The following is a 23,217-nucleotide window of genomic DNA, read 5'->3' as shown; positions in this document are numbered from 1 at the left end:
ACTGATAATTTTTTGACGAATAACGGGGAGAAAATTAAGAAAATAATAAGTGACTGAAAGCGTGTGATTTTTTTGCTCTCAGGAATGAGATTTTGCGCTGAGACAAGAATAAGACCTTGAGTTGAGATAAATGGGGCAGGTTTGAACCTGCCCACAGTGGCATATAGCCGAGGCTGAACGGTCAGTCTTCTTAGCGGCTTAGCACATCTTTCGCTTTAACCCGCTCATGTCCAGCAGACGGGTTGAAATTTCTTCTACCGACAGAGAGCTGGTGTTGAGATAAGGGATTGCTTCACGGCGAAACATGGCCTCCACTTTGTCCAGTTCCTGCTCGCACTGCATCGCACTGGCGTACTGGCTGTTGGCATAACGTTCCTGACGAATGGTAACCAGACGTTCTGGATCGATAGTCAGGCCATAGGTTTTGTAACGATAGGGTTCAATCGCTTTCGGCAGAACCAGGCTCTTCATATCTTCCGCAATGAAAGGATAATTCACGGCGCGAATTCCAAATTGCATGGCTAAATAGAGGCTGGTAGGGGTCTTTCCACAACGTGACACACCTAACAAAATGATGTCGGCCTGATCAAGATTGTTGAGAGAAATACCATCATCGTGGGCAAGGGTATATTCAATAGCGGCAATACGATCCTGGTAGCTGGCAGCATCTTTATTGATGCTGTGAGACCGCTGCAGCATTGGTCTCGGCTCTAATTGAAGGTCGTCTTTCAGGGGGACAACCAGCGAGTTCAGAATGTCATAAAAATGCGCTGGGCCTTGCTCAATAACCGCTTTTATTTCAGGGATTACAATGGAATAGAAGACAAGCGGTCGGATACCGGTTTCTTCGTAGGCCGCTTCAATTTTTCGTCGTACAGATTCCGCTCGTTCGATGGTTTCGACGAAGGGAAGGGTCGTTTGGCGGGTTTCAATGTCAAATTGTCCCAGAACAGCATGGCCAAGTGTCTCAGAAGTAATCGCTGTACCATCAGAAACGTAAAACACGTCACGAAAATTAGTTTTGGGCTGCATAAAAAGTTGAATCCTTAAAAAATTTCTGTAGCTTAAAGCTCAATATTACTTATAACAATAACCACACAGGGTGGCTATGCCTCGTTTACATTTTTGAGTGTGACGTTTGCATAGGAAGGTAATACCGGTTGCGACCGCGTTTTTTTTAAACGATGGCGCAATCGTTTAGCCTGAAACTGCCCCAATATAACCTGTTGAATCCAATAAAGGAGAATGACCGTGCAACAGAATGTTGTCTGGTACGATGCTTTGTCAATGAACGATGTTGATAAAGTGGGTGGAAAGAACGCTTCATTAGGTGAAATGGTAGCTAACCTGGCAAACGCTGGCGTTAAAGTGCCAAATGGCTATGCGACAACCTCATATGCGTTTAACCAGTTTCTGGAGGCGAATTCGCTGAACGAGCGAATTTACCAGTTGCTGGACTCGTTGGATGTTGACGATGTCAACGCACTGCAACAGGCTGGGGAAACTATTCGTAATTGGGTTCTGGATGCACCGCTGCCTTCAGACCTGGAAGATGATATCCGCAAATGTTACGCCGAGCTGGGCGAAGGTGACGACATGCTGTCTGTCGCGGTACGTTCTTCTGCAACTGCAGAAGACCTGCCGGATGCCTCGTTCGCAGGCCAGCAGGAGACGTTCCTGAATATTCGCGGTATCGACTCTGTTATTGAAGCGGTTAAGCATGTATTTGCTTCTCTGTTCAACGACCGTGCGATTTCTTACCGTGTGCACCAGGGTTTCGACCACAAAGGTGTTGCATTGTCTGCTGGTATTCAGCGCATGGTGCGTTCAGACAAAGCGTCTTCAGGCGTAATGTTTACCCTGGACACCGAGTCTGGTTTTGACCAGGTCGTGTTCGTGACCTCTTCATGGGGTCTGGGTGAAATGGTTGTACAGGGTGCGGTGAACCCGGACGAGTTCTACGTTCACAAACCAACTCTGGAAGCCGGTAACCCGGCAGTAGTACGCCGTACAATCGGTTCTAAGCTGATTAAGATGGTTTACGCTGACGGTAAAGCACTGGGTACTCAGGTTGAGACACTGGAAACGTCTGCTCAAGAGCGCAACCAGTTCTCTTTGAACGACCAGGAAATCGAAGAATTGGCGAAACAGGCGCTGATCATCGAGAAACACTACGGTCGTCCAATGGATATCGAGTGGGCAAAAGACGGAATCACTGGTGAGCTGTTCATCGTTCAGGCTCGTCCGGAAACCGTTCGTTCTCGTGATGATGCGAGTGTGATGGAACGCTTCCACCTGAACGGCACAGGTAAAGCTCTGATTGAAGGCCGTGCAATCGGTCAGCGTATCGGTAGTGGTGTGGTTCGTGTGGTATCTGACCTGTCTCAGATGGATCAGGTTCAGAAAGGTGACGTACTGGTTGCTGACATGACTGACCCTGACTGGGAACCAGTGATGAAAAAAGCGGCAGCTATCGTGACTAACCGCGGTGGCCGTACATGTCACGCAGCTATCATTGCCCGTGAGCTGGGAATTCCGGCAGTAGTGGGTTGTGGCGATGCGACTGAACTGCTGAAGACTGGTCAGCAAGTAACGGTTTCTTGTGCTCAGGGTGAAACTGGTTACATCTACGAAGGTGAGCTGGACTTTGAAGTTCGTCGCTCAGCGGTAGATGACCTGCCAACCCTGCCTCTGAAAGTCATGATGAACGTGGGTAACCCGGATCGTGCTTTCGACTTCGCTTGTATTCCAAACGAAGGTGTTGGTCTGGCCCGTCTGGAATTCATCATCAACAAGATGATCGGTATTCACCCGAAAGCATTGCTGAACTACAGCGAGCAGTCTGATGAGCTGAAAGCTGAAATCGACAAACGCATTGTAGGCTACAGCGATCCGGTTGAGTTCTACATTGAGAAACTGACTGAAGGGATCTCAACACTGGCATCAGCCTTCTGGCCGAAGCGTGTGATTGTTCGTATGTCTGACTTCAAGTCAAACGAATACCGTAACCTGGTAGGTGGTGTGAACTTCGAACCAACGGAAGAAAACCCGATGATCGGTTTCCGTGGTGCGTCTCGCTACATTTCACCTAAGTTCCAGGATTGTTTTGCACTGGAGTGTGAAGCGATTAAACGTGTTCGTAACCGCATGGGTCTGAAGAACGTAGAAATCATGATCCCATTCGTGCGTACAGTCAGCGAAGCAGCGTCTGTCATCGACCTACTGGCGAAATTCGACCTGCGCCGTGGTGAAGATGGCCTGAAAGTCATCATGATGTGTGAGCTGCCTTCTAACGCGATTCTGGCGGAAGACTTCCTGAAGTACTTCGACGGCTTCTCAATCGGTTCAAATGACATGACACAGCTGACGCTGGGTCTGGACCGTGACTCCGGTGAAATTGCGCACATGTTCGATGAGCGTAACGAAGCGGTGAAAGCGATGCTGAGCATGGCCATTAAAGCGGCGAACAAAGCGGGTAAATACGTTGGTATTTGTGGTCAGGGCCCGTCGGATCACGATGATCTGGCACAGTGGCTGATGGAGCAGGGCATCGATTCTGTTTCTCTGAACCCGGATACAGTTGTTGAAACCTGGCTACACCTGGGTTCAAAACAATAATTCCATACCAGCTTACCTCGCAATGATCTGATCACTGCGAAACGCTGAATGAAAAAGCCTGCAATGAAAGTTGCAGGCTTTTTGTTTTGCGAAGCTCAAAATGCAGACTCCCAGCCTTTAGAAGCACATATTTAGAAGCATAGCTCTCAGAAGTACAGCTTTCAGAATCGCGGTATTCACAGCCAAGGCATTTATAGCTCATCCATAAGCAACGTCATCCAAATCACAGCAACTATTGACCTTAGTTAATGACCTGAGTTTCAAAACCGCCCTAAAGCGCTGTAGCAGACCATAAGAGCCTCGATGAAGTCGAATGTTAATAGCACCCGGATATTAAGCCTCAGAGGCTCTAGCAGGCTATATGAAGCGAAATTCTAAGTATCAAGCAAATCCGGCGGTATCAAACGCTGAGGAATGTCTGACGACACGCTTACTTTGCTGGTAAGGATTTGGCTTTCAGGTGTTTTTTCACCTTTTTTAATGCCAATTGGCGCTTTAACGGCGAAAGGTAATCAATGAATAAATGGCCGGCTAGGTGGTCAATTTCATGTTGCATCACAATGGCAAGAAAATCGTCACTTTCAATGGTGATTGGAGTTCCATTGCGGTCAAGCGCCGAGACAACGACCGAACTGTAGCGCTCGACATCGGCGTAATAGTCAGGAACCGATAAGCACCCTTCCTGTCCCATTGTTTTATGTGCCCCACTGACCACGTCAGGGTTAATCAGTATCAAAGGTTCATTACGTTGCTCGGAAAGATCGATAACAACAACGGCTTCTTTCCTGCCGACCTGAGTAGCGGCTAAACCTATACCATTGCTGGTGGCGTAAAGTGTTTCCAGCATGTCATCAATAAGTTGTTGCACCGCTTTAACATCATCAACTTTTTCGGCTTGTACCTTGAGTCTTGGGTCTGGTGCGGTGAGTATGTCTAAAATGGCCATAATATCCTTCTTGTTAAACATCTTTCGATCCTGAGACCGGATAATACCTGTTTTAAGCTGTGTTTTTGAGATTTGTTTAAAGAGGGCAGTTGCAGGGGATGTTGTGGTGGTTTGCGGAAAGACTCTGTGAGAGAGGGGGAGGTGAATGTTTGTAAGCAGAAAAGTTGCAGATAAAGAAAAGCCGCCAGGAAACATGGCGGCAAATTCAAAAGTACAACAGTGTTATTATTATGTGTAGGGCTTATTTCTTAGCAAATTCTGGGTAAGTTTTGTAACGAACACCCATCATTTGTTCCATACAGTGAACAACCTGGCAGCTGTAGCCGAATTCGTTATCGTACCAGATGTACAGTACGCAACGTTTTCCTTGAGCGATAGTTGCTGCACCGTCAACAACACCCGCGTGGCGTGAGCCTACGATGTCGCTGGATACGATTTCAGTTGATTGCGTGTAATCAATCTGACCAGAAAGCGGTGAGTTCAGCGCCATCTCACGCAGGTATGTGTTCAGCTCGTCTTTCTCAGCTTCTGAGTTTAGGTTCAGGTTAGCAACGGCCATAGACACGTTTGGTGTCGGTACGCGGATTGCGTTACCAGTCAGCTTACCACTCAGTTCAGGTAGCGCTTTAGCTACAGCTTTCGCAGCACCTGTTGAAGTCAGAACCATGTTCAGTGATGCAGAACGACCACGACGCTCGCCGCTGTGGAAGTTATCGATCAGGTTCTGGTCGTTAGTGTATGAGTGAACAGTCTCGATGTGACCAGAGTCAATGCCGTACTTGTCGTTAATCGCTTTCAGTACTGGCGTAATGGCGTTAGTTGTACAGCTAGCGGCTGAGATGATGGTGTCATTTTCCAGAATCACAGATTCGTTCACACCAAATACAACGTTCTTAATATCGCCTTTACCTGGAGCGGTCAGCAGAACTTTCGCTGCGCCAGGGGAAGCCAGGTGCTGGCTCAGACCTTCGCTGTCACGCCAGATACCGGTGTTATCAACAACCAGTGCGTTGTTGATGCCGTAAGTGGTGTAATCAACATCAGCAGGGCTGTTCGCGTAAATAACCTGGATGTAGTTACCGTTAACGATGATGGCTTTGCGCTCTTCGTCAACAGTGATGCTGCCATTGAATTGGCCGTGTACTGAGTCACGACGCAGCAGGCTGGCACGTTTTTCCAGGTCACCACCTTTACCGCCACGAACAACGATAGCTTTCAGGCGCAGAGGGTAACCCTGGCCGCTTTTCTCGATAAGCAGGCGAGCAAGCAGACGGCCGATACGACCAAAGCCGTACAGAACAACGTCACGAGCTTCGACAGACTGCGTGCTGTTGATGGATTCAATCAGTGCAGTTTGCAGGAAGTCCTGAATATTGCTTTCGTCGTTGTTAGTTTTCCAGTATGTCGCGGCAAGTTGGCCGACATCGATACGACAAGGAGAGAGATCCAGTTCAGTCAGCGCTTGGATTAAAGGCAGGGTTTGAGTCGGTGAAACTTCGCAGCCGGTGTAACGGCGGGCCAGACGGTGTGATTTGATTAGATCAATCACTGAAGTGTTAACTACCTGACGACCAAATAGCAGCACTTCTACACCTTTTTGGCGATATAGCTGACCTAGCAGTGGAGCGATGGTTTCGGCGTCGGTTTGGCTGGTTTGCCAGTCTAGCAGGTATTTTTCTGGACTCATCTTTCGTTTGGACCTTTCACTTAGGGAAGATAGAGGTAAAACCGTTATTTTCGGCTTGTGATGTTATTGTTATGATTTTTGATGGCGGGAAGTGTAACGTTTGCGTCGTTTTTATCCTAGTAAAATTAATGATTTATAAATGTGATCTAAAACGGTGATAAAAGGTGATGGTGCGCAAACTTTGAGTGAACGTCTATGTAACACATTTAACTTACCGAGCACTTTTTTTTAGCAGATAATTAGCGAATGAAATATCACCGCTTTTTGAGTAAATTCTTTTCAATTTGCATCCAGAATCCGGTAATACGCCGCTTTAAGGCTGTCCCTCTGATTTTTCCTTAAAGACCTCATTAAAAATCAATTGGTTATTTCCTACCCAAAGTTGGCAGATTTTTTGCTCCTTCATTTTTAACGTTCAAACAGTCGTCCCTTCGCAAGTCTAGTGGTTGTTGCATGTGCCTAGCAAGCACAAGCACAAGCAACAGGCGATAGGCGTTAGGTGGCAACTGTATCATTCGGAATCCTGATGGTTGGGTATTGGTGACTGGGTTGTGATGGCTCAGTGCCTGCGACTTAGAACTCAGCCTGCGGAACACCGAATGTGTGATGAGGAAGCTCAATGGTGCATTCTGGTTCAGATCATTCCCGGTTTAGGCCGACTTGCCGCCCATGGCGAACTCAATTTGGGCTACAGCATAGGCTGGGACGAGTGATCGTGATGATTTATAGCTTTGTGATGGTAATGAGCCTGCTGATGGTGGTGCTCTACGTCACGAAGCTGACGGTGCTGAGAGCGGAACAGTCAGTTCAACTGGCGATGAGTATGGCTCAGCCGCTCGGTGCTGAGCGGTCTGCCTATGTCAGAGCGAAGGCGCCGGGCAAAGCGGGTGGGGTTGATCATCCGGTTATGCCTGTCGACACCGACGTGTTTGCTAAAACAGAAACACCCTCAAAAACCGGTATGCCGTACATGACGGATGACCGATTGAAGGAAGAGGCGTTCACCCTGAAGCACGCTGAGGCCTTGGTTGAGCAATTGTTTAAGCATGACGACAACATTACCCGGTTGGTTGTCACTCTATCCGGGGATAATAAGGTTAACAGCGTAGAGGTTATCGGTACGCGTCTGGCGCACCGGCAAAGCGAGGAGGCAATTTGTTCTTCAGGGCTTTGTACATCAGAGATTGCTGTATCAGCACTTGAAGCAACAGAACTTGAAGCATCAGAGCTTGGTGAATCACAGCTTTGCTCTTCTGTGTGTTGCCCTTCGGTGAAAGGGTATCCATTGTGGACCCTCAATATTACGGGGAGCCTGGGGGACCCGCCTCAAAAGTCGATGGTGTATCAGGTTGACTACTGTATTGCGGTAATGTGGTTTAGCGCCTTCAGCAAAGCACTGCCTCTGCTGGTGATCTATCTGATGAGCCTTAGTGCCGCTTTTGTGATTCTCTACCGCTGGCTTCACAGGCAATCTCAGGAGTCCCGACGCCTGCTTGAAACGGGTTTGGCAATGACCGAACAGTTAACAGAAGAACTTCGCGATTGTCGGCAACCAGCACCATCAACGTTCGATTCCTCGGTATCATCCCAATTGAAACAATATCCTGATATATGGGCGAATGTTAGTCATGAGCTCTGTACGCCGTTAAATGGCATTCTGGGCTTTGTGCAATGCCTTGAACATGAGCATGCTTTGTCTGATAAGCCGCTATATAAAGGAGGAGATAAAGGAAGAAATAAAGGAATAGATAAAGAGGCAAGTGACGTAGCAAAAGCGAAAAGCCATAAAGATGAAATTCTACCAGCGGCAAAAGAGGCGGAAATAGCAGCGCCAACACCAGCGTCAACAGTAGAAACTGTGTCACCGATGCTGGAGCAGACCGCGTTTATTAAACAGGCCGCGTTGACACTGAATCATTCGATCGAGGGTTTGCTGGATTATCTTCGGTTGGAGCAAGGTGATGTGGTGACCGAGATGCAGTGCGTGCGGGTGTCGCAACTGGTTAGGCAGTGTGTCGATAACATTACTGCTCGCGCGACAGAGAAGCGGCTTCGGCTGGATGTCAGGCTTCCGTCTGATGCTAATCTGCCCGTCATGCTTGATACCCAGCATCTGCAAAAAATCATTGGCTGCTTGCTGGATAATGCGGTGAAGTTTACCGATGACGGTGAGATCAGGGTGAGTGTGACGTTAACACCTCAAGCGGCAGTATTGTTACAAAATGGCGAGCCGGAAGGTGACCGTTCCGTCAGTGAACGCGTGCCGCTGTCCTATGTTGATATCGATATTCGCATTCAGGATTCCGGGGGAGGGATTCCTGTCAATCGTCTACAGGCGGTGTTTCGTCCTTTTATACAGGCCGATGCTGCAGTGGCAGAACATTATGGTGGTCTTGGCCTCGGGCTGACCATTGCCAGTCGACTTGCGAAGCTGATGGGTGCCAGGTTGCGCTTGAACAGCAGTAAAGGCAAAGGCGTGGAATGTTGTCTGACGCTGACGGCGAATCAGGCCACGCAGGGAACCCTCCCTGTTGAAGAGGCATTCCGGACATGTGATTTATCCCGGTTTAAGGCGTGCTCTGTTCTGGTGGCAGACGACAGCAAGGTGAACCAGCTGTTAGTAAAAGCCCTGCTGGTGTCGATGGGGATGAGCCGCATTAGATTTGCTGATGACGGGCGGCAAGCGGTGGCTGCCGTGAAGGCCGACCAACCGGATGTGGTGTTGATGGACTGCCAGATGCCGCAGATGAACGGTATCGAGGCCACGGCTGCCATCAGGCGATACTACGGTAGCAATCAACTTCCCGTTGTGGCGCTGACAGCTAATGTTTCGGAGACTGAGCGACAACGTTGCCTGAATGCCGGGATGAACGATTTTGTCACCAAGCCCGTCTTTAAAACTGAACTGTTTCAGGCGCTGTGGACGGTACTAGAGGCAAAGCAGCCAAAATAAAACAGGAACCATCAGGCTCCTGTTCTTTATTCATCTGTTTTGAATGACGTTTCGGTCAGATTCAGTGACTCAGCAGCACACCTTCTTTCCCCGCCAGCGTCAGAGACAGCTCGCCATGTTTGCAACTCCATTCATCCCCGGTCAGCAGATCGGTCAGTGTCCCTTCCTCTATGCCTACCTGCCACAGAGGCAGGGTAAAGGTCGCCGCATGGTCGCTGTTGTTGATTAAACAAAGTGTGGTTTCTTGCTCTGTTGAGCGAGAAAAAGCCAGCGCATTATTCTGTCCATGTAGCCACTGCAAGCTACCTGCCTGTAAAGACGGACGCGTCTTCCTCAGCTCAATAAGCTGACGGACATATTGAAAGGTATTGCTGATTTTTTCGGTTGGCTGGGTAATGCTATCCCATGGGAAGCAACGGCGGTTATCCGGATCCATCCCGCCTTCCATCCCGACTTCAGTACCGTAATACAGGCACGGTGTACCGACGTACGCAAACAGCATCAGCAGTGCCAGTTGCATGGTGGCTTCATCGCCATCAAGCAGGGTGAAAAAACGCATGGTGTCATGGCTGTCGAGCTGGTTCAGCTGCGCCAACTGGTTCTGCCACGGAATTTGTGCCCGAGCTTCATCCAGCCAGGCGATCAGTTCTTCGGCGTCAATCTGGCAGTTGTGATAGGCAATATCTTTATGGGCAAAGAAGGCCCGCACCGGGTGGGCGAATCCGAAATAGTTCATTGCCGCATCTTCCTGATCGCCCTGCAACCATTGGGTCGCTTCAAAGAAGTGTTCGCCGAGAATCAGGCAGTCCGGATTTACTGATTTCGCCGCCTCGCGAAAGGCTTTCACGTAATGGGCATTGTTTTTTGCTCCGGCTCCTTCACCCAACATATGAATGACATCAAATCGCCAGCCATCAATATTGTAAGGTGGCCGCAGCCAGGTTTTGATAACGGCGTTGTCACCTGCGTAAAGGTAGTTCTGAACTTCCGGATTGGAGAAATTCAGCTTGGGCAGGGTATCGATGCCGTTCCAGCCGATGTACTGGTTGGTGGCGCCGTCAAACTGGTAATAGTCCCGATACGGAGAACCCGGATGATTGTAAGCACCTGGCGTAGACGTTTGTCTGCCGTATTTATCAAACCACGGATGATCAACCGAGGTGTGGTTAAATACCGCATCAAGGATGATTTTCATATCACGGCGATGAATATCTGCCACTAGTTCGGCAAACTGTGTATTCGTACCTAAGTGCGGATCAATTCGCAGATAGTCGGTGGTGTCGTACTTATGGTTGCTGGGGGCACTAAAAATCGGGTTCAGATAGAGCGTGGTGACGCCGAGTTGAGCCAGGTAATCCAGCTTGGAGTGAATGCCTTGCAGATCGCCACCATAAAACTCACTGGCACCGTTGCGGTTGTCGCACTCTTCATTATTGTCATGGCCGGATACCGCGTCTCCCCACTGTTTGGCGATAACAGGCAGTTGATCCCCTCTCAGGCAATATTCCTGATCCTGAACACTGATTGTCGGATCGCCGTTGCAGAATCGATCCGGGAAGATCTGGTAAAACACTTGCTGTTTCACCCAGCCCGGAGGGTGATCTTGTCGGTTGTATTTAAAATGCTGATGGCGGCTCGGCATTCGCGGGCTGATGCCCTGCGCATGTAACCACCACTGACGGCTGTTCTGCATGACTTTAAAGCAGTAATGCGTCATGGTTTTATCTTGATTCAGCGGAATTTGACCGTGCCAGAATTGCCGTTTTCCCATCTGCTGGCCACGCTCCATATCGACAAGACGTTCTTCATTGTCGGGTTCGCAGCGAATAAAAATGGCGGTAATTGGCGTGTCAGCATCGCTGACCAGTGTAAGGTTCAGAGTCTGTTCGGTGACTTCAATCCACGATGGATCCTGTCCGTGGAAAAGAAAAGGCGTATTCATCATTGTACTAATAGCCCCCTGTATGGAAGTGTTGATCTACCTTACTGGTTTTGCAGGTAAATAAAATCCTCCTGCCTCAATTTTTGGAGGCGTAGTGCGGGGCGTAGCTGTAATAACAGTCTGTTGCAGCACATTAAAAATGTACGCTTGCGGATTTGACCTGTGTGTCGATGAGAAAAATAAGGTTCGATTTGAACGACATACTTTGATGAAGCCACTCCCCATCTTTAAGTTAAATGGAGCAGGGGCTGCTGGTCTGGGCGGCGATTTCTTCTTTTCGCAGCGGCATGCTGTCTATCAGCTGGGTCAGATACTGCCAATTGGTGGTATCGCGCCAACGGTATTTTTCTTTACCGTCTTTACCAATCAGAATGGCGGTATGGCTGCTTTCATCAATGTTGTATTTGAGGGTCAGGCGGCGTACTTCTTCTGGGCTGAGAAGATCGCCAGGTTGGTTAAAGCCGTCTTTCGTCATAACAAATACCATGATGTCCCGCTCTTTGAGCAGGCAATCATTCATCAGAGATTCTTTGAGGAAGCTGTCGACGTGCTGATCTTTTTCAGGTGCAAAGTACAGAATGGTTCGGTGATTCCAGTGAATGGATCCGTAAGGGTAGGCGAGCAGTAGCGGTGATCCGGCCATGAGAAGGAGGATCATCAGCCATTGAACACAAATCTTCATCATCGTTCTCCCTCCGCCGTTGACTGAGTATGGAGAGTGGCTTAGTCAATCACGGTCTGAAGCGGGTTATGGCCGTTGTGCCATTGCCAATATCTAACGACGCGCCTGTCGGATTGGATCAACGATAAGAAACGGTCTGAGTGTCTTACGCAAATAATTGTTGGTTGATCGTCTTAAATCGCCTGCAGCGAAGAAATCTGAGTGTTGTGTCTCAGTATAGAACACCAAGGTGGTAAAAAAGCCGGAGTCACTCCGGCTTGAATAGGCAAGGGCGCAGTGTTAACACTGCGCCGCTAATCTTCCCTCTGAATCACTTTGTGAGCTGTTCGAAAACGTGCCCAATGGCAAAAGCAAGAAGAGGCGGAGGTATAAATTTAGGACACCGTGTATTTGGACAGGTGTTCTGACACATAGTCAATAAACACCCGCAGGCGAGCCGGCATGAATTTGGTTTGCGCAAATTGCAGGGCAATGTCACCTTGATAGTTGCCTTTAATTGTCCAGTCTGCCAGCACCTGTTTCACGCTGCCTTCTTCCAGTGCTTTTTTGATGACAAAATCCGGAAAGATGCCGATTCCCAGTCCGTCCATAACACCACGCAGGCGCATCTGGGAGTGGTTAACGGCGTAGCGTCCTGTCACGGCGACCGTGTGGGATTCATTTTCTTTAACAAACTCCCAAATATGATCGGTGGGGGTTTCGCCAAGGTACAGGCAGTCGTGCTGACGTAACTCTGTCGGGTGCATGGGTGTACCGCGTTGTGCCAGATAGTCAGGGCTGCCACATAAGCTCAGGCTGACCTTACCCATTTGCTTTAAAACCAGCCCTTCGGTCGGTTTTTCCGTCAGACGGAAAACCACATCAATCCCTTCCGAGATCAGATCAATCTCTCCATCGCGAGCTTTCAGCTTGAGCTCGATGTCCGGGTACTTCGTTAAAAACGGCAGCACCATCGGCTGAAGTACAATGCTCAAAAACGCTTTCGGCGCTGCGACGGTTAACGAACCCGATGGGGTTGTGTGCTCCGAACTGGTGAACTCAACCACCTGCTTAGTTGCTTCAATTAGCGTACAGCATTGATTGTAAATACCTTTACCGGACTCTGTGATAACCAGTTTACGGGTGGTGCGTTCGAGCAGCTTGGTCGACAGGGTATGCTCCAGACGAGAAAGCTGTTTGCTCAGGGCTGACGGAGTGACGCCGAGTTTGCGGGCGGCTGCGGTAAAACTTCCCTCATCAACCACTATCTTAAAAACGGCCAGCTCCGACATCAGGGCAATTAATGTATTTGTGTCCATAATTCAAGAGTCCTTTTCCGGAAGAGGGGATAATAGTCTGAAAGGGGTTTGATTAGAATGGCGTTACATGAGGTAACCTGTGAAATTAGCATTTTTGCAGGTATGTCACCTAATCTAAAAATGGAAATATTGCAAAAGTAAATAATCATACTATTTACTTCCACCAAGCGGGAGCAGCCTGCGCGGTGTCTTGCCAATAATGAGAGGAACATCATGTCTGCCGCATTTTATGACCAAATCAATCAGCAAATCGAAGACGTTAAAGCTGAAGGTCTGTACAAATCCGAACGTATCATCACTTCAGCGCAGAAAGCTGCTGTTTCTATCAACACCGGTGAAGAAGTACTGAACTTCTGTGCGAACAACTACCTGGGTCTGGCTAACCACCCGGCGCTGATTGAAGCGGCGAAAGAGGGGATGGACACGCACGGTTTCGGTATGGCTTCCGTTCGTTTTATCTGCGGTACGCAGGATTCTCACAAAGAGCTTGAGCGCAAGCTGTCTGACTTCCTGGGTATGGAAGATACAATCCTGTACACCTCTTGTTTTGATGCTAACGCCGGTCTGTTCGAGACCATTCTTGGCGCAGAAGATGCCATTATTTCTGATGCACTGAACCACGCGTCTATCATTGACGGTGTGCGTCTGTGTAAAGCAATGCGTTTCCGCTACTCGAACAACAATATGGCAGAGTTGGAGCAGCAACTGATCGCGGCTAATGAAGCGGGTGCACGCCATAAGCTGATCGTGACTGACGGTGTTTTCTCTATGGACGGTGTGGTTGCTAACCTGCCTGCTATCTGTGACTTGGCTGACAAATATGATGCTCTGGTCATGGTTGACGATTCTCACGCTGTTGGTTTCATGGGCGCAAACGGTCGCGGTACTCATGAGTACCACGATGTTATGGGTCGCATCGACATCATTACCGGTACCCTGGGCAAAGCGATGGGTGGTGCATCAGGCGGTTACACCTCTGGTAAAAAAGAAGTGATTGACTGGCTGCGTCAGCGTTCACGTCCGTACCTGTTCTCTAACTCAGTGGCCCCTGCGATTGTTTCAGCTTCACTGCGAGTACTGGATCTGCTGGAAGAAAGCGGTTCACTGCGTGATCAGCTATGGGACAACGCGGCTCACTTCCGTACGCGTATGACTGAAGCCGGCTTTACTCTGGCAGGCGCAGATCACGCCATTATTCCAATCATGCTGGGCGACGCTAAAGTCGCTGCAGAGTTTGCAGAGCGCGCGCTGGCGAAAGGTATTTACGTTATCGGCTTCTCATTCCCGGTTGTACCAAAAGGTCAGGCACGTATTCGTACTCAGATGTCTGCCGCGCATTCGCGTGAGCAACTGGATAAAGCTATCGATGCCTTTATCGAAGTCGGTAAAGACATGGGGATTATCGGCTGATTCAGTGCGATAACAGAACATGGATTTCTAGGGCCGGAGGCAGCCGTGAAACCTGCCTCCGGATCTCTACCCTGCAGTAGGAACAACACATGAAAATCAAAGCTCTTTCTAAACTAAAGCCTGAAGAAGGTATTTGGATGACCGAAGTGGACAAGCCTGAGCTTGGTCACAATGATCTGCTGATTCGTATCAAGAAGACAGCCATCTGCGGTACTGACGTACACATCTACAACTGGGACGAATGGTCACAGAAAACGATCCCGGTTCCTATGGTTGTTGGCCATGAGTACGTGGGTGAAGTTGTAGGTATCGGTCAGGAAGTGCGTGGTTTTGAAATTGGTGACCGTGTTTCCGGTGAAGGGCACATCACTTGTGGTCACTGCCGTAACTGTCGCGGTGGCCGTACGCACCTGTGCCGTAACACTATCGGTGTAGGTGTAAACCGTGAAGGTGCATTTGCCGAATATCTGGTGATTCCTGCGTTTAACGCTTTCAAGATCCCGGCGAACATCTCTGATGATATGGCTGCGATTTTTGACCCGTTTGGTAACGCGGTTCACACGGCACTGTCGTTTGACCTGGTTGGTGAAGATGTGCTGATCACCGGCGCTGGCCCAATTGGTATCATGGCGGCTGCGGTTGCGAAACACGTTGGTGCCCGTCACGTGGTGATCACTGATGTGAACGAATACCGTCTGGATCTGGCGCGTAAAATGGGCGTAACCCGAGCTGTAAACGTTGCCGAAGAGAAACTGGAAGATGTGATGGCCGAGCTGGGCATGACAGAAGGTTTTGATGTGGGTCTGGAAATGTCAGGCGTACCGTCAGCGTTCAACAGCATGCTGACCAGCATGAACCACGGCGGTAAGATTGCACTGCTGGGTATTCCACCGTCAGACATGGGCATCGACTGGAACCAGGTGATCTTCAAAGGTCTGATCATCAAAGGCATCTACGGTCGTGAAATGTTCGAAACTTGGTACAAGATGGCAAGCCTGATCCAATCAGGTCTGGATCTGAACCCAATTATCACTCACCACTTCAAGGTTGATGACTTCCAAAAAGGCTTCGACGCCATGCGTAGCGGGCGTTCCGGCAAGGTCATCCTTGATTGGGAATAAGATTGAGAGCGCTCCGGAAGGGGCGCTTTTTCATTTCTACTGTGCTGTATGCATAAACAGTGAAATGGAAGATGGGGCGGTATTTAGCCCCAAAAAAAGCCCCAATTTAGCCCCAAAGCTAATTACAAAAAAGCCCCAAGGATTCTTGGGGCTTTTTTCGTTCTGCCGCACATGCTTCATAATTAAATTAGATAAACAGCTAACATTGTAGGGAAGCTGCCCTAGACAGTTCCGAATTGAGCAAACTACTGCCATGGGGTGTCTGATAAAATCTCAACCAGTCATTCATCTATGTGATGATGCAAAGGAGTCTGAGGATGAAATCTAATACCGTAGTCATCTTGCTGGTGGCGTTGCTACAAATAGCTTACGCCAGTGCTGTATTCGCCCAGCAAGGCATGACATGGCATGGAAGTGGAGGGTGGGGACACCATTCTGCTTATGGAATGATGTATGACACCAAGACTATGACGGAAATCACTGGTGAAGTGGTATCGGTGGATAGGATTACGATGATGCATCAAATGAACGAAGGCGTAGTTCTTACGGTTAAGACCAGCGAAGGCAACATATCAGTGCACCTTGGTCCAGTATGGCACCTTGAAAAACAAGATATGAAAATTATGCCTGGGGACAAAGTCGTCATCAAAGGGTCTCGAATCATCTTTTATGACGAGCCGGCACTGATTGCGTCCGAAGTTCACAAAGGAAATGATGTTTTAGTGCTACGAGATTCGGAAGGTTACCCGGTTTGGAGTGGCTGGAGGCGGCAGTAGCGAAACTGTGGCTAAACCATGAAGTATCTGCAATCGAATATGTATCTTCTCACCCGCTGGTGACACGTCGGTGCCGCCAGCTGCTCATACCGCTTTTTCTAGCTTATGATGACAGCATTCTATGGTTTCGAAACAACGCAATTTATGCTGTTTGAAAAAGCGCTTCATCGCACACAGTTTTAGTCAGGTGGACATTAGCTTTGGATTTTTATTCGTTTTTTTAGCGAGCGACTAGTGGAGGGGCAAAACCACTTTCAACGCTAAAACTTAAACACTCAGCTAAAATTCATATAGCTTGTCAAAGTCGCGTTTATCAAGAATATCTTCGATTTTTCTTCTGGTTTTATGGATGTTCTTGTTCTCAGCCACTTCTGATTTTGTCTTGTCTTTTTCTTTATTTTTTAATGTTTTTTTAGTTTTTTTCATGCGCACCTGCTACTCATAAAATTATATTTAGGAAATCTTGAAAGTGCCTAGTTGCGTTCCTGTACCTGATAAAATACATCCCTGACTGTCTTTTTCAGAAAATGAAAATAGGAGGTTATAATGGCTGGAGTAAATTCTTGGAAGAATGTGACGTCGTAAGATGTCACTATTTAACTGATGTATTTTTGTTGACCAGCGTATTCTTTCATTTTCTAAATAAAATTCTATGCTAAGCATAAGCTACGCTTGTCATTTGTCGACTGTGAGTTTTTATCACATAATTTTTTATACCAGTATCGCTGGCGACTTGTTCTACGAGACAATAAAAATCCTGATTATTTTAGGGGGATGGAAAACTGTGAAAGGTGATAGGTGTAATGCTTTCACATTACACCTGAAATTTTTAAATCGATGATACATTTGTTGCTTGTGGGCCTTTCTGGCCTTGTTCAACATTGAAGCTGACTTTTTGGCCTTCAATAAGCGTTCTGAAACCTTCAGATGCAATAGCTCTGAAATGAACAAACACGTCAGGTCCGCCATTATCTTGTGTAATGAAGCCGAAGCCTTTAGTTTCGTTGAACCACTTTACTGAACCAGTTGTTTTAGTAGACATAGATACCTCTGAGATATAAATAAAATTGAAAACTGCGAGCAAATGCTATTTTTTAAAACCATGAAGAGAAGCTATCGCAGGAGCTAGACGAAGGTATCGAAAGGAAACTGGGAAAAAGCTTGTACTAAATTTTTATTAATAGCCCGTTTGCAAGAGCTACGAACACTATACAGGTTGTATTGAAAATAGACAGTACTATTTTGGATTTTTTGAACACTTTTTTATTTCCTGAAGGTGTTGCGAGTTAAGTTTGTGATTTTATTGGTTTTTTGTGGTTATCGAAAAGCGTTAATATAAAACAAGTGGCATTTGGTTTTTGAAGTGTTGAAAGATAATTCCGATATTCATGTAAGTTGAGCGGCGTTGTTAACTATGTTTTTAGATATGATAGAGCATGAGAAAAAAGCAAAGCTCCCATAAATTGGAAGTATTTCTATCTGGAAAATTTCGTCAAAACCTTTAGTGACTTTCATCTTCGATAATGGAAATGATATGCGCGAAGGTAATATAATATAGCGAAATGATTTTGATTATGAAAATAAAGTGAGAAAATTCTATCTATTTAGGGTAATCAGTGTATAGTGAAAATAGCTCTTAAACGTGAGCTATTTATGAAACATTTAGTTCAAGTATCTTCTTAGTTTTCTTTCGAATCACTTCGTTATACTACTCCTGAGGCAACTTAATCTTTATCTTCCATAAAATAGTTTCAGTTTTTAACTATTAATGAGGTTATTATGTCTAATAAAGCAACAGGTTCAGTAAAGTGGTTCAACGAAACTAAAGGCTTTGGTTTCATCTCTCCAAACAATGGTGGAGCAGATTTATTCGTCCACATTAATTCTATAGCTTCAGAAGGTGTCAGAACTCTTTCTGTAGGTCAAAAAGTAACATTCAATATAGAACAAGGCGGTAAAGGTCCGCAGACTACAAGTGTTTTAGTCAATTAGCCTGATTCTAGAATATTACAATATAAATAGAAACCCTACTTTCAGTAAATGAATGAGCGTTTCTTAATGTCGAATTTTATTTGCTAACTCTAATATTTATTCGGTTGGCAATTTTTTCATTCTTATATCAATATATTAATTGATTGATGTTCATATATTTGAAGAGAATGAATACTTTACACTGAAATTCCGTTGTAGTTATGAATTTCAACATAGGAACACGAAATGAAAAAAAATCGAGAAAAACATCAGAAGAAGGCGTGGAAGAACGGTCATGAAGCAAAATTTGAGCAGATGGTTGGAGAATACCAAAACGCTAAAGCAATGCTTGACTCCATGAAGGTAGGAACAGCTGAATACAGCCAGCATCAAAAACACTGTGACTCTCTCTTCGCAAAAGCTGAACGTTTTTTTAAGCAGCATCAATAATTCAAGATCATTAATTAACAATCATGGATTTACCGTGATGTAAGGCATGATTAACCTTTGTACTGCATTCCTCAAAATTTGGATATGCTCCTCACAACAGGCTATCTTTCCATTCCTGAGTACACCTGTGCTGAACTATCTGCGCCGCAAAGTGCGTTTGGTAGCATGGTTGTACGAATAAGGTTCAGTTCCATTCCAAAAATGTGAGCTCAAACCTGGCTCGAAACCCAATGCATACTGTATAAACCGCCTGTATGGCGGTTTACTTATTTTGAGTATCTGAAGTTACTTTTTAACCCATGAAATGAAAGTAATGGCTATTTTACGGAACGACACTACTCATTAAAGTAAGCATGCTGCTTACGTTGGATAACAAGGAAATACGTATGTCCGCAGAAAATGATAAACAAGAAGTTACTGTTGTAGATGTAAAAATGCCATTTACGTCTATGGTTATTTTCTTAGTTAAACTCGCTATTGCATCAATTCCGGCCGTTATAATTTTGAGCATTATTTTTGCTCTATTGATGGCTGTTTTTGGCGGGATGTTCCACGGGATGGGCCGATACTAAAGCCGATAAAGTACACAGCATGAACTGATTGTCCAGTAAACCACTGTTGCTATACATCTAGTAATTGGTTGGCATCTATTCGGCTGGGAATGCAAAATCCTCAGCATGGCGTAATTGCTAGCGGTACCGATGCCCTGGGAGCCTGCCCAGATAACCACTCATTCGCCTGAGCACGCCCAACCAGCAATGGCATGCGATGATGGTAAGGAAGGCATTGATCATCTGCCTCTGCCGTTAGCAACACCAATTTCGGTTCGTCTGCAGGAAACCAAATGCCAGCCATATACAGTGGCTGCTGCTCCGCGTGAGCGAACCGGTACTTTTGTTTTCTAGGATTGCCTTCATCTCGCCATTCATACCATCCCGAGCACGGCACCAGACACCGATGGTTCGCCATCGCATCACGAAAGGTTTTCTTCTGAGCCGCCGTTTCCGACTGGGCATTGATGATCATATGGGTTGCCCAGCCTGGCTGAATACCCCAATGCGTCAACAGTGGTTGGTAGCATGCCTGCTGGTGGATCAGCACCGTGACCTCATTGGTCGGCCTCAAGTCCATGTTTTCCTGCGGAGAATACTCGCACTCCATTTCGTCCCTCACCATTTTTGCCAGCCAGCTGTCGATACTGAATCGTCCACACATAATGCTTACCTTCTCATCTGTTGATCTATTGAAGTGACAGAGCGCTTGCAAAACACTCCGGTAACGTTGAAAATAATACTGTATATATAGACAGTATTGTTGCGGTATGAACGTCATCCCAATTTGTGCAAGTGCCGGTATCACAGGTTTTGAGAGCCCGGCAGCCGATTACCTTCAGTTACCACTCAGCCTGGATGAACTCCTGGTTGAACATCCCAGTGCCACTTTTATCGGACGAGCTCAGGGTCGCTCGATGGAAGGGGTCGGGATATTCGATGGCGATATCCTGATTGTAGATCGTCATGTCTCGGTGTCAGACCACGATGTCATCGTCGCTAATTACAATGGTGAATTCGTCTGTAAGATCATCGATATTCGCCAGAGGCGATTACTCTCAGCCGCCTCTGGGTATCCGCCGCTCTGGATAAGTGGCGATGATCAGTTCTCAGTCGAAGGCGTCGTGGTTCGTTCAATACGCTGCCACCGGGCCAGCCGGTTATTGGAGGCCTGATGTTTGCCTTGGTTGATGCTAATAGTTTCTATTGCTCTGCCGAGCAGGTCTACCGGCCAGACTGGCGTGGAAGGCCGATCATTGTGCTGAGTAATAATGACGGTTGTATCGTGGCCGCAAACCGGCAGGCGCGAGAAGCCGGCATTGAAAAATTCAAGCCGTACTTTGAAGTGAAGGGACTGTGCAAAGCCAAAGGCGTGATTGTCTGCTCATCAAACTACGAACTCTATGGTGACTTGTCCGCCAAAATGATGGAAGTGATCGGCCGCTTTGCCCCTGAGCAACATATTTACTCCATTGATGAATCCTTTCTTTCCTTTAAGCGCTGCAGTAAAGCTATCCCTGATTTTGCAGAGCATGCAGCTTTGCTAAGGCGAACGGTATGGAAAGAATGTCGGTTGCCTGTCTGTGTCGGAATAGCACCAACGCTGACGCTGGCCAAGGTGGCTAACCATGCGGCAAAGAAAATTCCCGGTTACCAGGGCGTTTGTGTTTTCGATGAGAGCAGGGCATGGCGTTCAGTACTGGCGCAGATGACGACCCGAGACATATGGGGGATAGGTGGGCGCATTGCCAGGCGGTTATCGCTGGTGGGGATTGAAACCGCGTTGCAGCTGGCCGATATGCCTCCTGGCTTAGCAAGAAAGCAGTTTAATGTTGAACTGGAGCGGACAGTTCGAGAGCTCAACGGCCAGCCCTGTAAAGTTTGGGATGAAGCCAGAGCAGACAAGAAACAGATCTTCTCTACCCGCAGTATGGGGCAGCGCATTACCTCCCTAACGGAGCTTGAACAGGCGCTGTGCAAACATGCGGGCATTGCAGCCGCCAAGGCTCGACGACAACAATCATTGTGCCGCCATATACTCATTTTTGCGGGGAACTCGCCATACGATGAAGCGCCAGTGAGCAGACGTTTCCAGCACCGGTTTGCTTGCGCGACAGATGACACCCGACAATTTACACAAATCGCATCCCAAGCTGCCAAATCACTCTTTATTTCAGGTGTGCGCTACTACAAAGTGGGTGTCGGGTTAATTGATCTGGAAGATGCCCGCCACGCCCAGCAAGACTTGTTCAACACCTCCCCATCAAACCCAACACTGATGAAAGCTTTCGACAGCATTAATGGAAAGTTTGGCTCCGACTCTGTCTTCATGGCCGCACAGGGTATCAGCCCCAAATGGGCAATGCGCCGTGAATTTCTCTCCCCGCAGTACACCACCAAGTGGCGGGATCTACCGGTTATCAAGTGCGGCTAGGGTATTGATAGCTCACAGTCAGTTTATGAACATTTCCAAGTTAATGGTAGGGCAGGTCATCTATTGAAACCTGTCAGTTCCATTTCCTCGGTGTGTATAGATCTGACAGGTTGGCTTAGGTTAGTTCTGTCCCATATGGTTTCACCCAACCGGAGCATGAGTTTAGAGGTAAAAGTTTGATCAAGTTACTCAAAATCAAACAGTAAGTAATGTCCATGGTTTCATGTGTGATAGCATGCATTTACGTCAAATTTCTGTAAGAAATCGTTTTGTTATGGTTGGGTCACATGGTCGACAACATTCTAAATGAACCCCAAAGAGAAACTTCAGGGGCAGAGACTTTTGCAAAGTACGAGTTCCAGTTTCATTGGGCTCTGTGCAAAATTCTGCAAAAGCATCAAAAACAACAAGACTATGCGTTGCTTATTGAGTATCACGAAGACGTAGTTATAGCGGATTCCATGGATGGCCAAAAAGCGCAGTTTGATTTCTATCAAGTGAAAAATAAGACTGGCGCTCGATATACAGTACAAAGCTTAACAAAACGTTCAGTAGCAAAAGAGGGAGAAAAGAACTCAGTATTAGGAAAGCTTCTTAGTTCATGCGTTGGTACTCAGTATACTGACAGGATAACTGAAATAGGCTTAGTTGCCTCTAATGGCTTTAGCCTCGATCAGAAAGATAACGAGCTTAAGCTTGATGTTATAACCGTGGGTGACTTATCTGAAGCTTGTACGACAGAACTTACAAAAAAAATAACGTCTGAGTTAGGAGAGAACCAAATTCCTAACAACCTGAAGTTTATTATTCCTACGATTCAACTAGAGAACCAAAGAGAGTATGTAATTACTAAATTTGCAGATCTTATTGATTCACTATTCCCCAAAGGCATGTGTAACGCTGTCTCCATTTATAGAGCTATCATTGATGAGATCCATAGGAAAGGATGTGTGAAATATGATTTCCAAGATTGGGAGAGATTAGTCGATGAGAAGTCTCTGACGTCATATAAAGTCAAAGAGGTTATAGCAGTGAACACTAAGCACTTTTCTACGGAGCGGATGATCAGCGATTTAAGTAGTTTAAAAGGTGACCTAGGTTGGACCTTTCTTACTTTCAAAGGCTATCGGAGAAGAATAGAAAAGTTATTACTTCAGAGAACGGGGATGCTGACTGCGTTTGAAATTAACCGGATGAAAAGAATAGAGGATTGCATCGAATCCATAGACCCTGAACAATATAGCTCATTAAAGGATGGATTTTCTGCTCAAGTATTAAAGATCAAAGCTGATTTTCCAGTGGATGCTTTTAATGATGACGATGAGATTATGACAGAAGTACTTTATCTTTATCTAAAGGACTAATCATGAACCAAAAC

General features: G+C 46.9%; 20 protein-coding genes. 11 read left to right on the top strand and 9 right to left on the bottom strand.

The genetic code is table 11. The features are described from left to right. Positions 1-198: 198 nt before the first annotated feature. Positions 199-1,032 carry a posphoenolpyruvate synthetase regulatory kinase/phosphorylase PpsR gene (gene ppsR, locus C9I92_RS01355; RefSeq protein ID WP_047885608.1) on the bottom strand — a complete coding sequence of 278 codons (834 nt, stop codon included), beginning with the start codon at positions 1,030-1,032 and terminating at the stop codon, positions 199-201. 219 nt (positions 1,033-1,251) lie between these two features. On the opposite strand from ppsR, the gene ppsA reads away from it, so the two are divergent. Beyond that, on the top strand, positions 1,252-3,618 hold the full coding sequence (gene ppsA / locus C9I92_RS01350; RefSeq protein WP_047885719.1) for a phosphoenolpyruvate synthase: 2,367 nt from the start codon (positions 1,252-1,254) through the stop codon (positions 3,616-3,618). 430 nt (positions 3,619-4,048) lie between these two features. Here the strand turns inward: ppsA and def are convergent, their stop codons facing one another. Beyond that, positions 4,049-4,564 (bottom strand): peptide deformylase, encoded by a 516-nt coding sequence (gene def / locus C9I92_RS01345; RefSeq protein ID WP_047885718.1) that lies wholly within the window; start codon positions 4,562-4,564, stop codon positions 4,049-4,051. A 241-nt stretch (positions 4,565-4,805) separates the two neighbouring features. Beyond that, positions 4,806-6,251 (bottom strand): glyceraldehyde-3-phosphate dehydrogenase, encoded by a 1,446-nt coding sequence (locus C9I92_RS01340; protein WP_047885607.1) that lies wholly within the window; start codon positions 6,249-6,251, stop codon positions 4,806-4,808. A 718-nt stretch (positions 6,252-6,969) separates the two neighbouring features. Between C9I92_RS01340 and C9I92_RS01335 the strand changes: the two genes are divergently transcribed. Further along, positions 6,970-9,204 (top strand): response regulator, encoded by a 2,235-nt coding sequence (locus tag C9I92_RS01335; protein WP_242551885.1) that lies wholly within the window; start codon positions 6,970-6,972, stop codon positions 9,202-9,204. Between the two features lie 61 nt (positions 9,205-9,265). Here C9I92_RS01335 and malZ read toward each other — a convergent pair whose 3' ends face one another. The 3 genes from malZ to C9I92_RS01320 all read right to left on the bottom strand — a co-directional run bounded on the left by malZ (position 9,266) and on the right by C9I92_RS01320 (position 13,126). Then, on the bottom strand, positions 9,266-11,146 hold the full coding sequence (gene malZ, locus C9I92_RS01330) for a maltodextrin glucosidase (protein WP_047885717.1): 1,881 nt from the start codon (positions 11,144-11,146) through the stop codon (positions 9,266-9,268). 232 nt (positions 11,147-11,378) lie between these two features. Further along, the gene (locus tag C9I92_RS01325) at positions 11,379-11,828 is read right to left on the bottom strand and encodes a DUF4174 domain-containing protein (protein ID WP_047885605.1); all 450 of its coding nucleotides are present in this window, start codon (positions 11,826-11,828) and stop codon (positions 11,379-11,381) included. Between the two features lie 374 nt (positions 11,829-12,202). Next, the gene (locus tag C9I92_RS01320; protein ID WP_047885604.1) at positions 12,203-13,126 is read right to left on the bottom strand and encodes a LysR family transcriptional regulator; all 924 of its coding nucleotides are present in this window, start codon (positions 13,124-13,126) and stop codon (positions 12,203-12,205) included. Positions 13,127-13,339: 213 nt separating this feature from the next. Here C9I92_RS01320 and C9I92_RS01315 point away from each other — a divergent pair, with 213 nt between their 5' ends. The 3 genes from C9I92_RS01315 to C9I92_RS01305 all read left to right on the top strand — a co-directional run bounded on the left by C9I92_RS01315 (position 13,340) and on the right by C9I92_RS01305 (position 16,433). Beyond that, positions 13,340-14,536 (top strand): glycine C-acetyltransferase, encoded by a 1,197-nt coding sequence (locus C9I92_RS01315; RefSeq protein ID WP_047885603.1) that lies wholly within the window; start codon positions 13,340-13,342, stop codon positions 14,534-14,536. Positions 14,537-14,625: 89 nt separating this feature from the next. Then, positions 14,626-15,657 (top strand): L-threonine 3-dehydrogenase, encoded by a 1,032-nt coding sequence (gene tdh / locus C9I92_RS01310; protein ID WP_047885602.1) that lies wholly within the window; start codon positions 14,626-14,628, stop codon positions 15,655-15,657. 317 nt (positions 15,658-15,974) lie between these two features. Beyond that, positions 15,975-16,433, top strand: a complete 459-nt coding sequence (locus C9I92_RS01305; protein ID WP_047885601.1) for a MamS/MamX family magnetosome protein — start codon at positions 15,975-15,977, stop codon at positions 16,431-16,433. Between the two features lie 279 nt (positions 16,434-16,712). On the opposite strand, the gene C9I92_RS01300 is transcribed toward C9I92_RS01305, so the two are convergent. Both C9I92_RS01300 and cspE read right to left on the bottom strand, forming a co-directional pair. Then, entirely contained in the window at positions 16,713-16,859 is a 147-nt protein-coding gene (locus tag C9I92_RS01300; RefSeq protein ID WP_107193796.1) for an adenosine deaminase, read from the bottom strand. 403 nt (positions 16,860-17,262) lie between these two features. After that, positions 17,263-17,475, bottom strand: coding sequence for a transcription antiterminator/RNA stability regulator CspE (gene cspE, locus C9I92_RS01290; protein ID WP_047885600.1), 213 nt, complete (start codon positions 17,473-17,475; stop codon positions 17,263-17,265). A gap of 737 nt (positions 17,476-18,212) precedes the next feature. On the opposite strand from cspE, the gene C9I92_RS01285 reads away from it, so the two are divergent. The 3 genes from C9I92_RS01285 to C9I92_RS01275 all read left to right on the top strand — a co-directional run bounded on the left by C9I92_RS01285 (position 18,213) and on the right by C9I92_RS01275 (position 19,426). Further along, positions 18,213-18,425, top strand: a complete 213-nt coding sequence (locus tag C9I92_RS01285) for a cold-shock protein (protein WP_047885599.1) — start codon at positions 18,213-18,215, stop codon at positions 18,423-18,425. Positions 18,426-18,650: 225 nt separating this feature from the next. After that, complete coding sequence (locus tag C9I92_RS01280) at positions 18,651-18,854, top strand: hypothetical protein (RefSeq protein WP_047885598.1); 204 nt, start codon at positions 18,651-18,653, stop codon at positions 18,852-18,854. 386 nt (positions 18,855-19,240) lie between these two features. Further along, on the top strand, positions 19,241-19,426 hold the full coding sequence (locus C9I92_RS01275) for a hypothetical protein (RefSeq protein WP_047885597.1): 186 nt from the start codon (positions 19,241-19,243) through the stop codon (positions 19,424-19,426). 100 nt (positions 19,427-19,526) lie between these two features. On the opposite strand, the gene C9I92_RS01270 is transcribed toward C9I92_RS01275, so the two are convergent. Beyond that, entirely contained in the window at positions 19,527-20,069 is a 543-nt protein-coding gene (locus C9I92_RS01270; RefSeq protein WP_047885596.1) for an SOS response-associated peptidase, read from the bottom strand. Between the two features lie 106 nt (positions 20,070-20,175). On the opposite strand from C9I92_RS01270, the gene C9I92_RS01265 reads away from it, so the two are divergent. From C9I92_RS01265 to C9I92_RS01255, 3 genes are all read left to right on the top strand, one after another. Then, complete coding sequence (locus tag C9I92_RS01265) at positions 20,176-20,580, top strand: LexA family protein (protein WP_047885595.1); 405 nt, start codon at positions 20,176-20,178, stop codon at positions 20,578-20,580. Next, positions 20,580-21,839, top strand: a complete 1,260-nt coding sequence (locus C9I92_RS01260; RefSeq protein WP_047885594.1) for a Y-family DNA polymerase — start codon at positions 20,580-20,582, stop codon at positions 21,837-21,839. Before C9I92_RS01265 ends, C9I92_RS01260 begins: the two co-directional genes overlap by 1 nt. A gap of 287 nt (positions 21,840-22,126) precedes the next feature. Then, entirely contained in the window at positions 22,127-23,203 is a 1,077-nt protein-coding gene (locus C9I92_RS01255) for a DUF4297 domain-containing protein (protein ID WP_047885593.1), read from the top strand. Positions 23,204-23,217 lie beyond the last annotated feature (14 nt).

Source organism: Photobacterium ganghwense, assembly GCF_003025595.1.
Taxonomy (GTDB): Bacteria; Pseudomonadota; Gammaproteobacteria; order Enterobacterales; family Vibrionaceae; genus Photobacterium; species Photobacterium ganghwense.
Note: the sequence above shows the minus strand (reverse complement) of the source record. Positions and strands in the feature narration are given on the sequence as shown.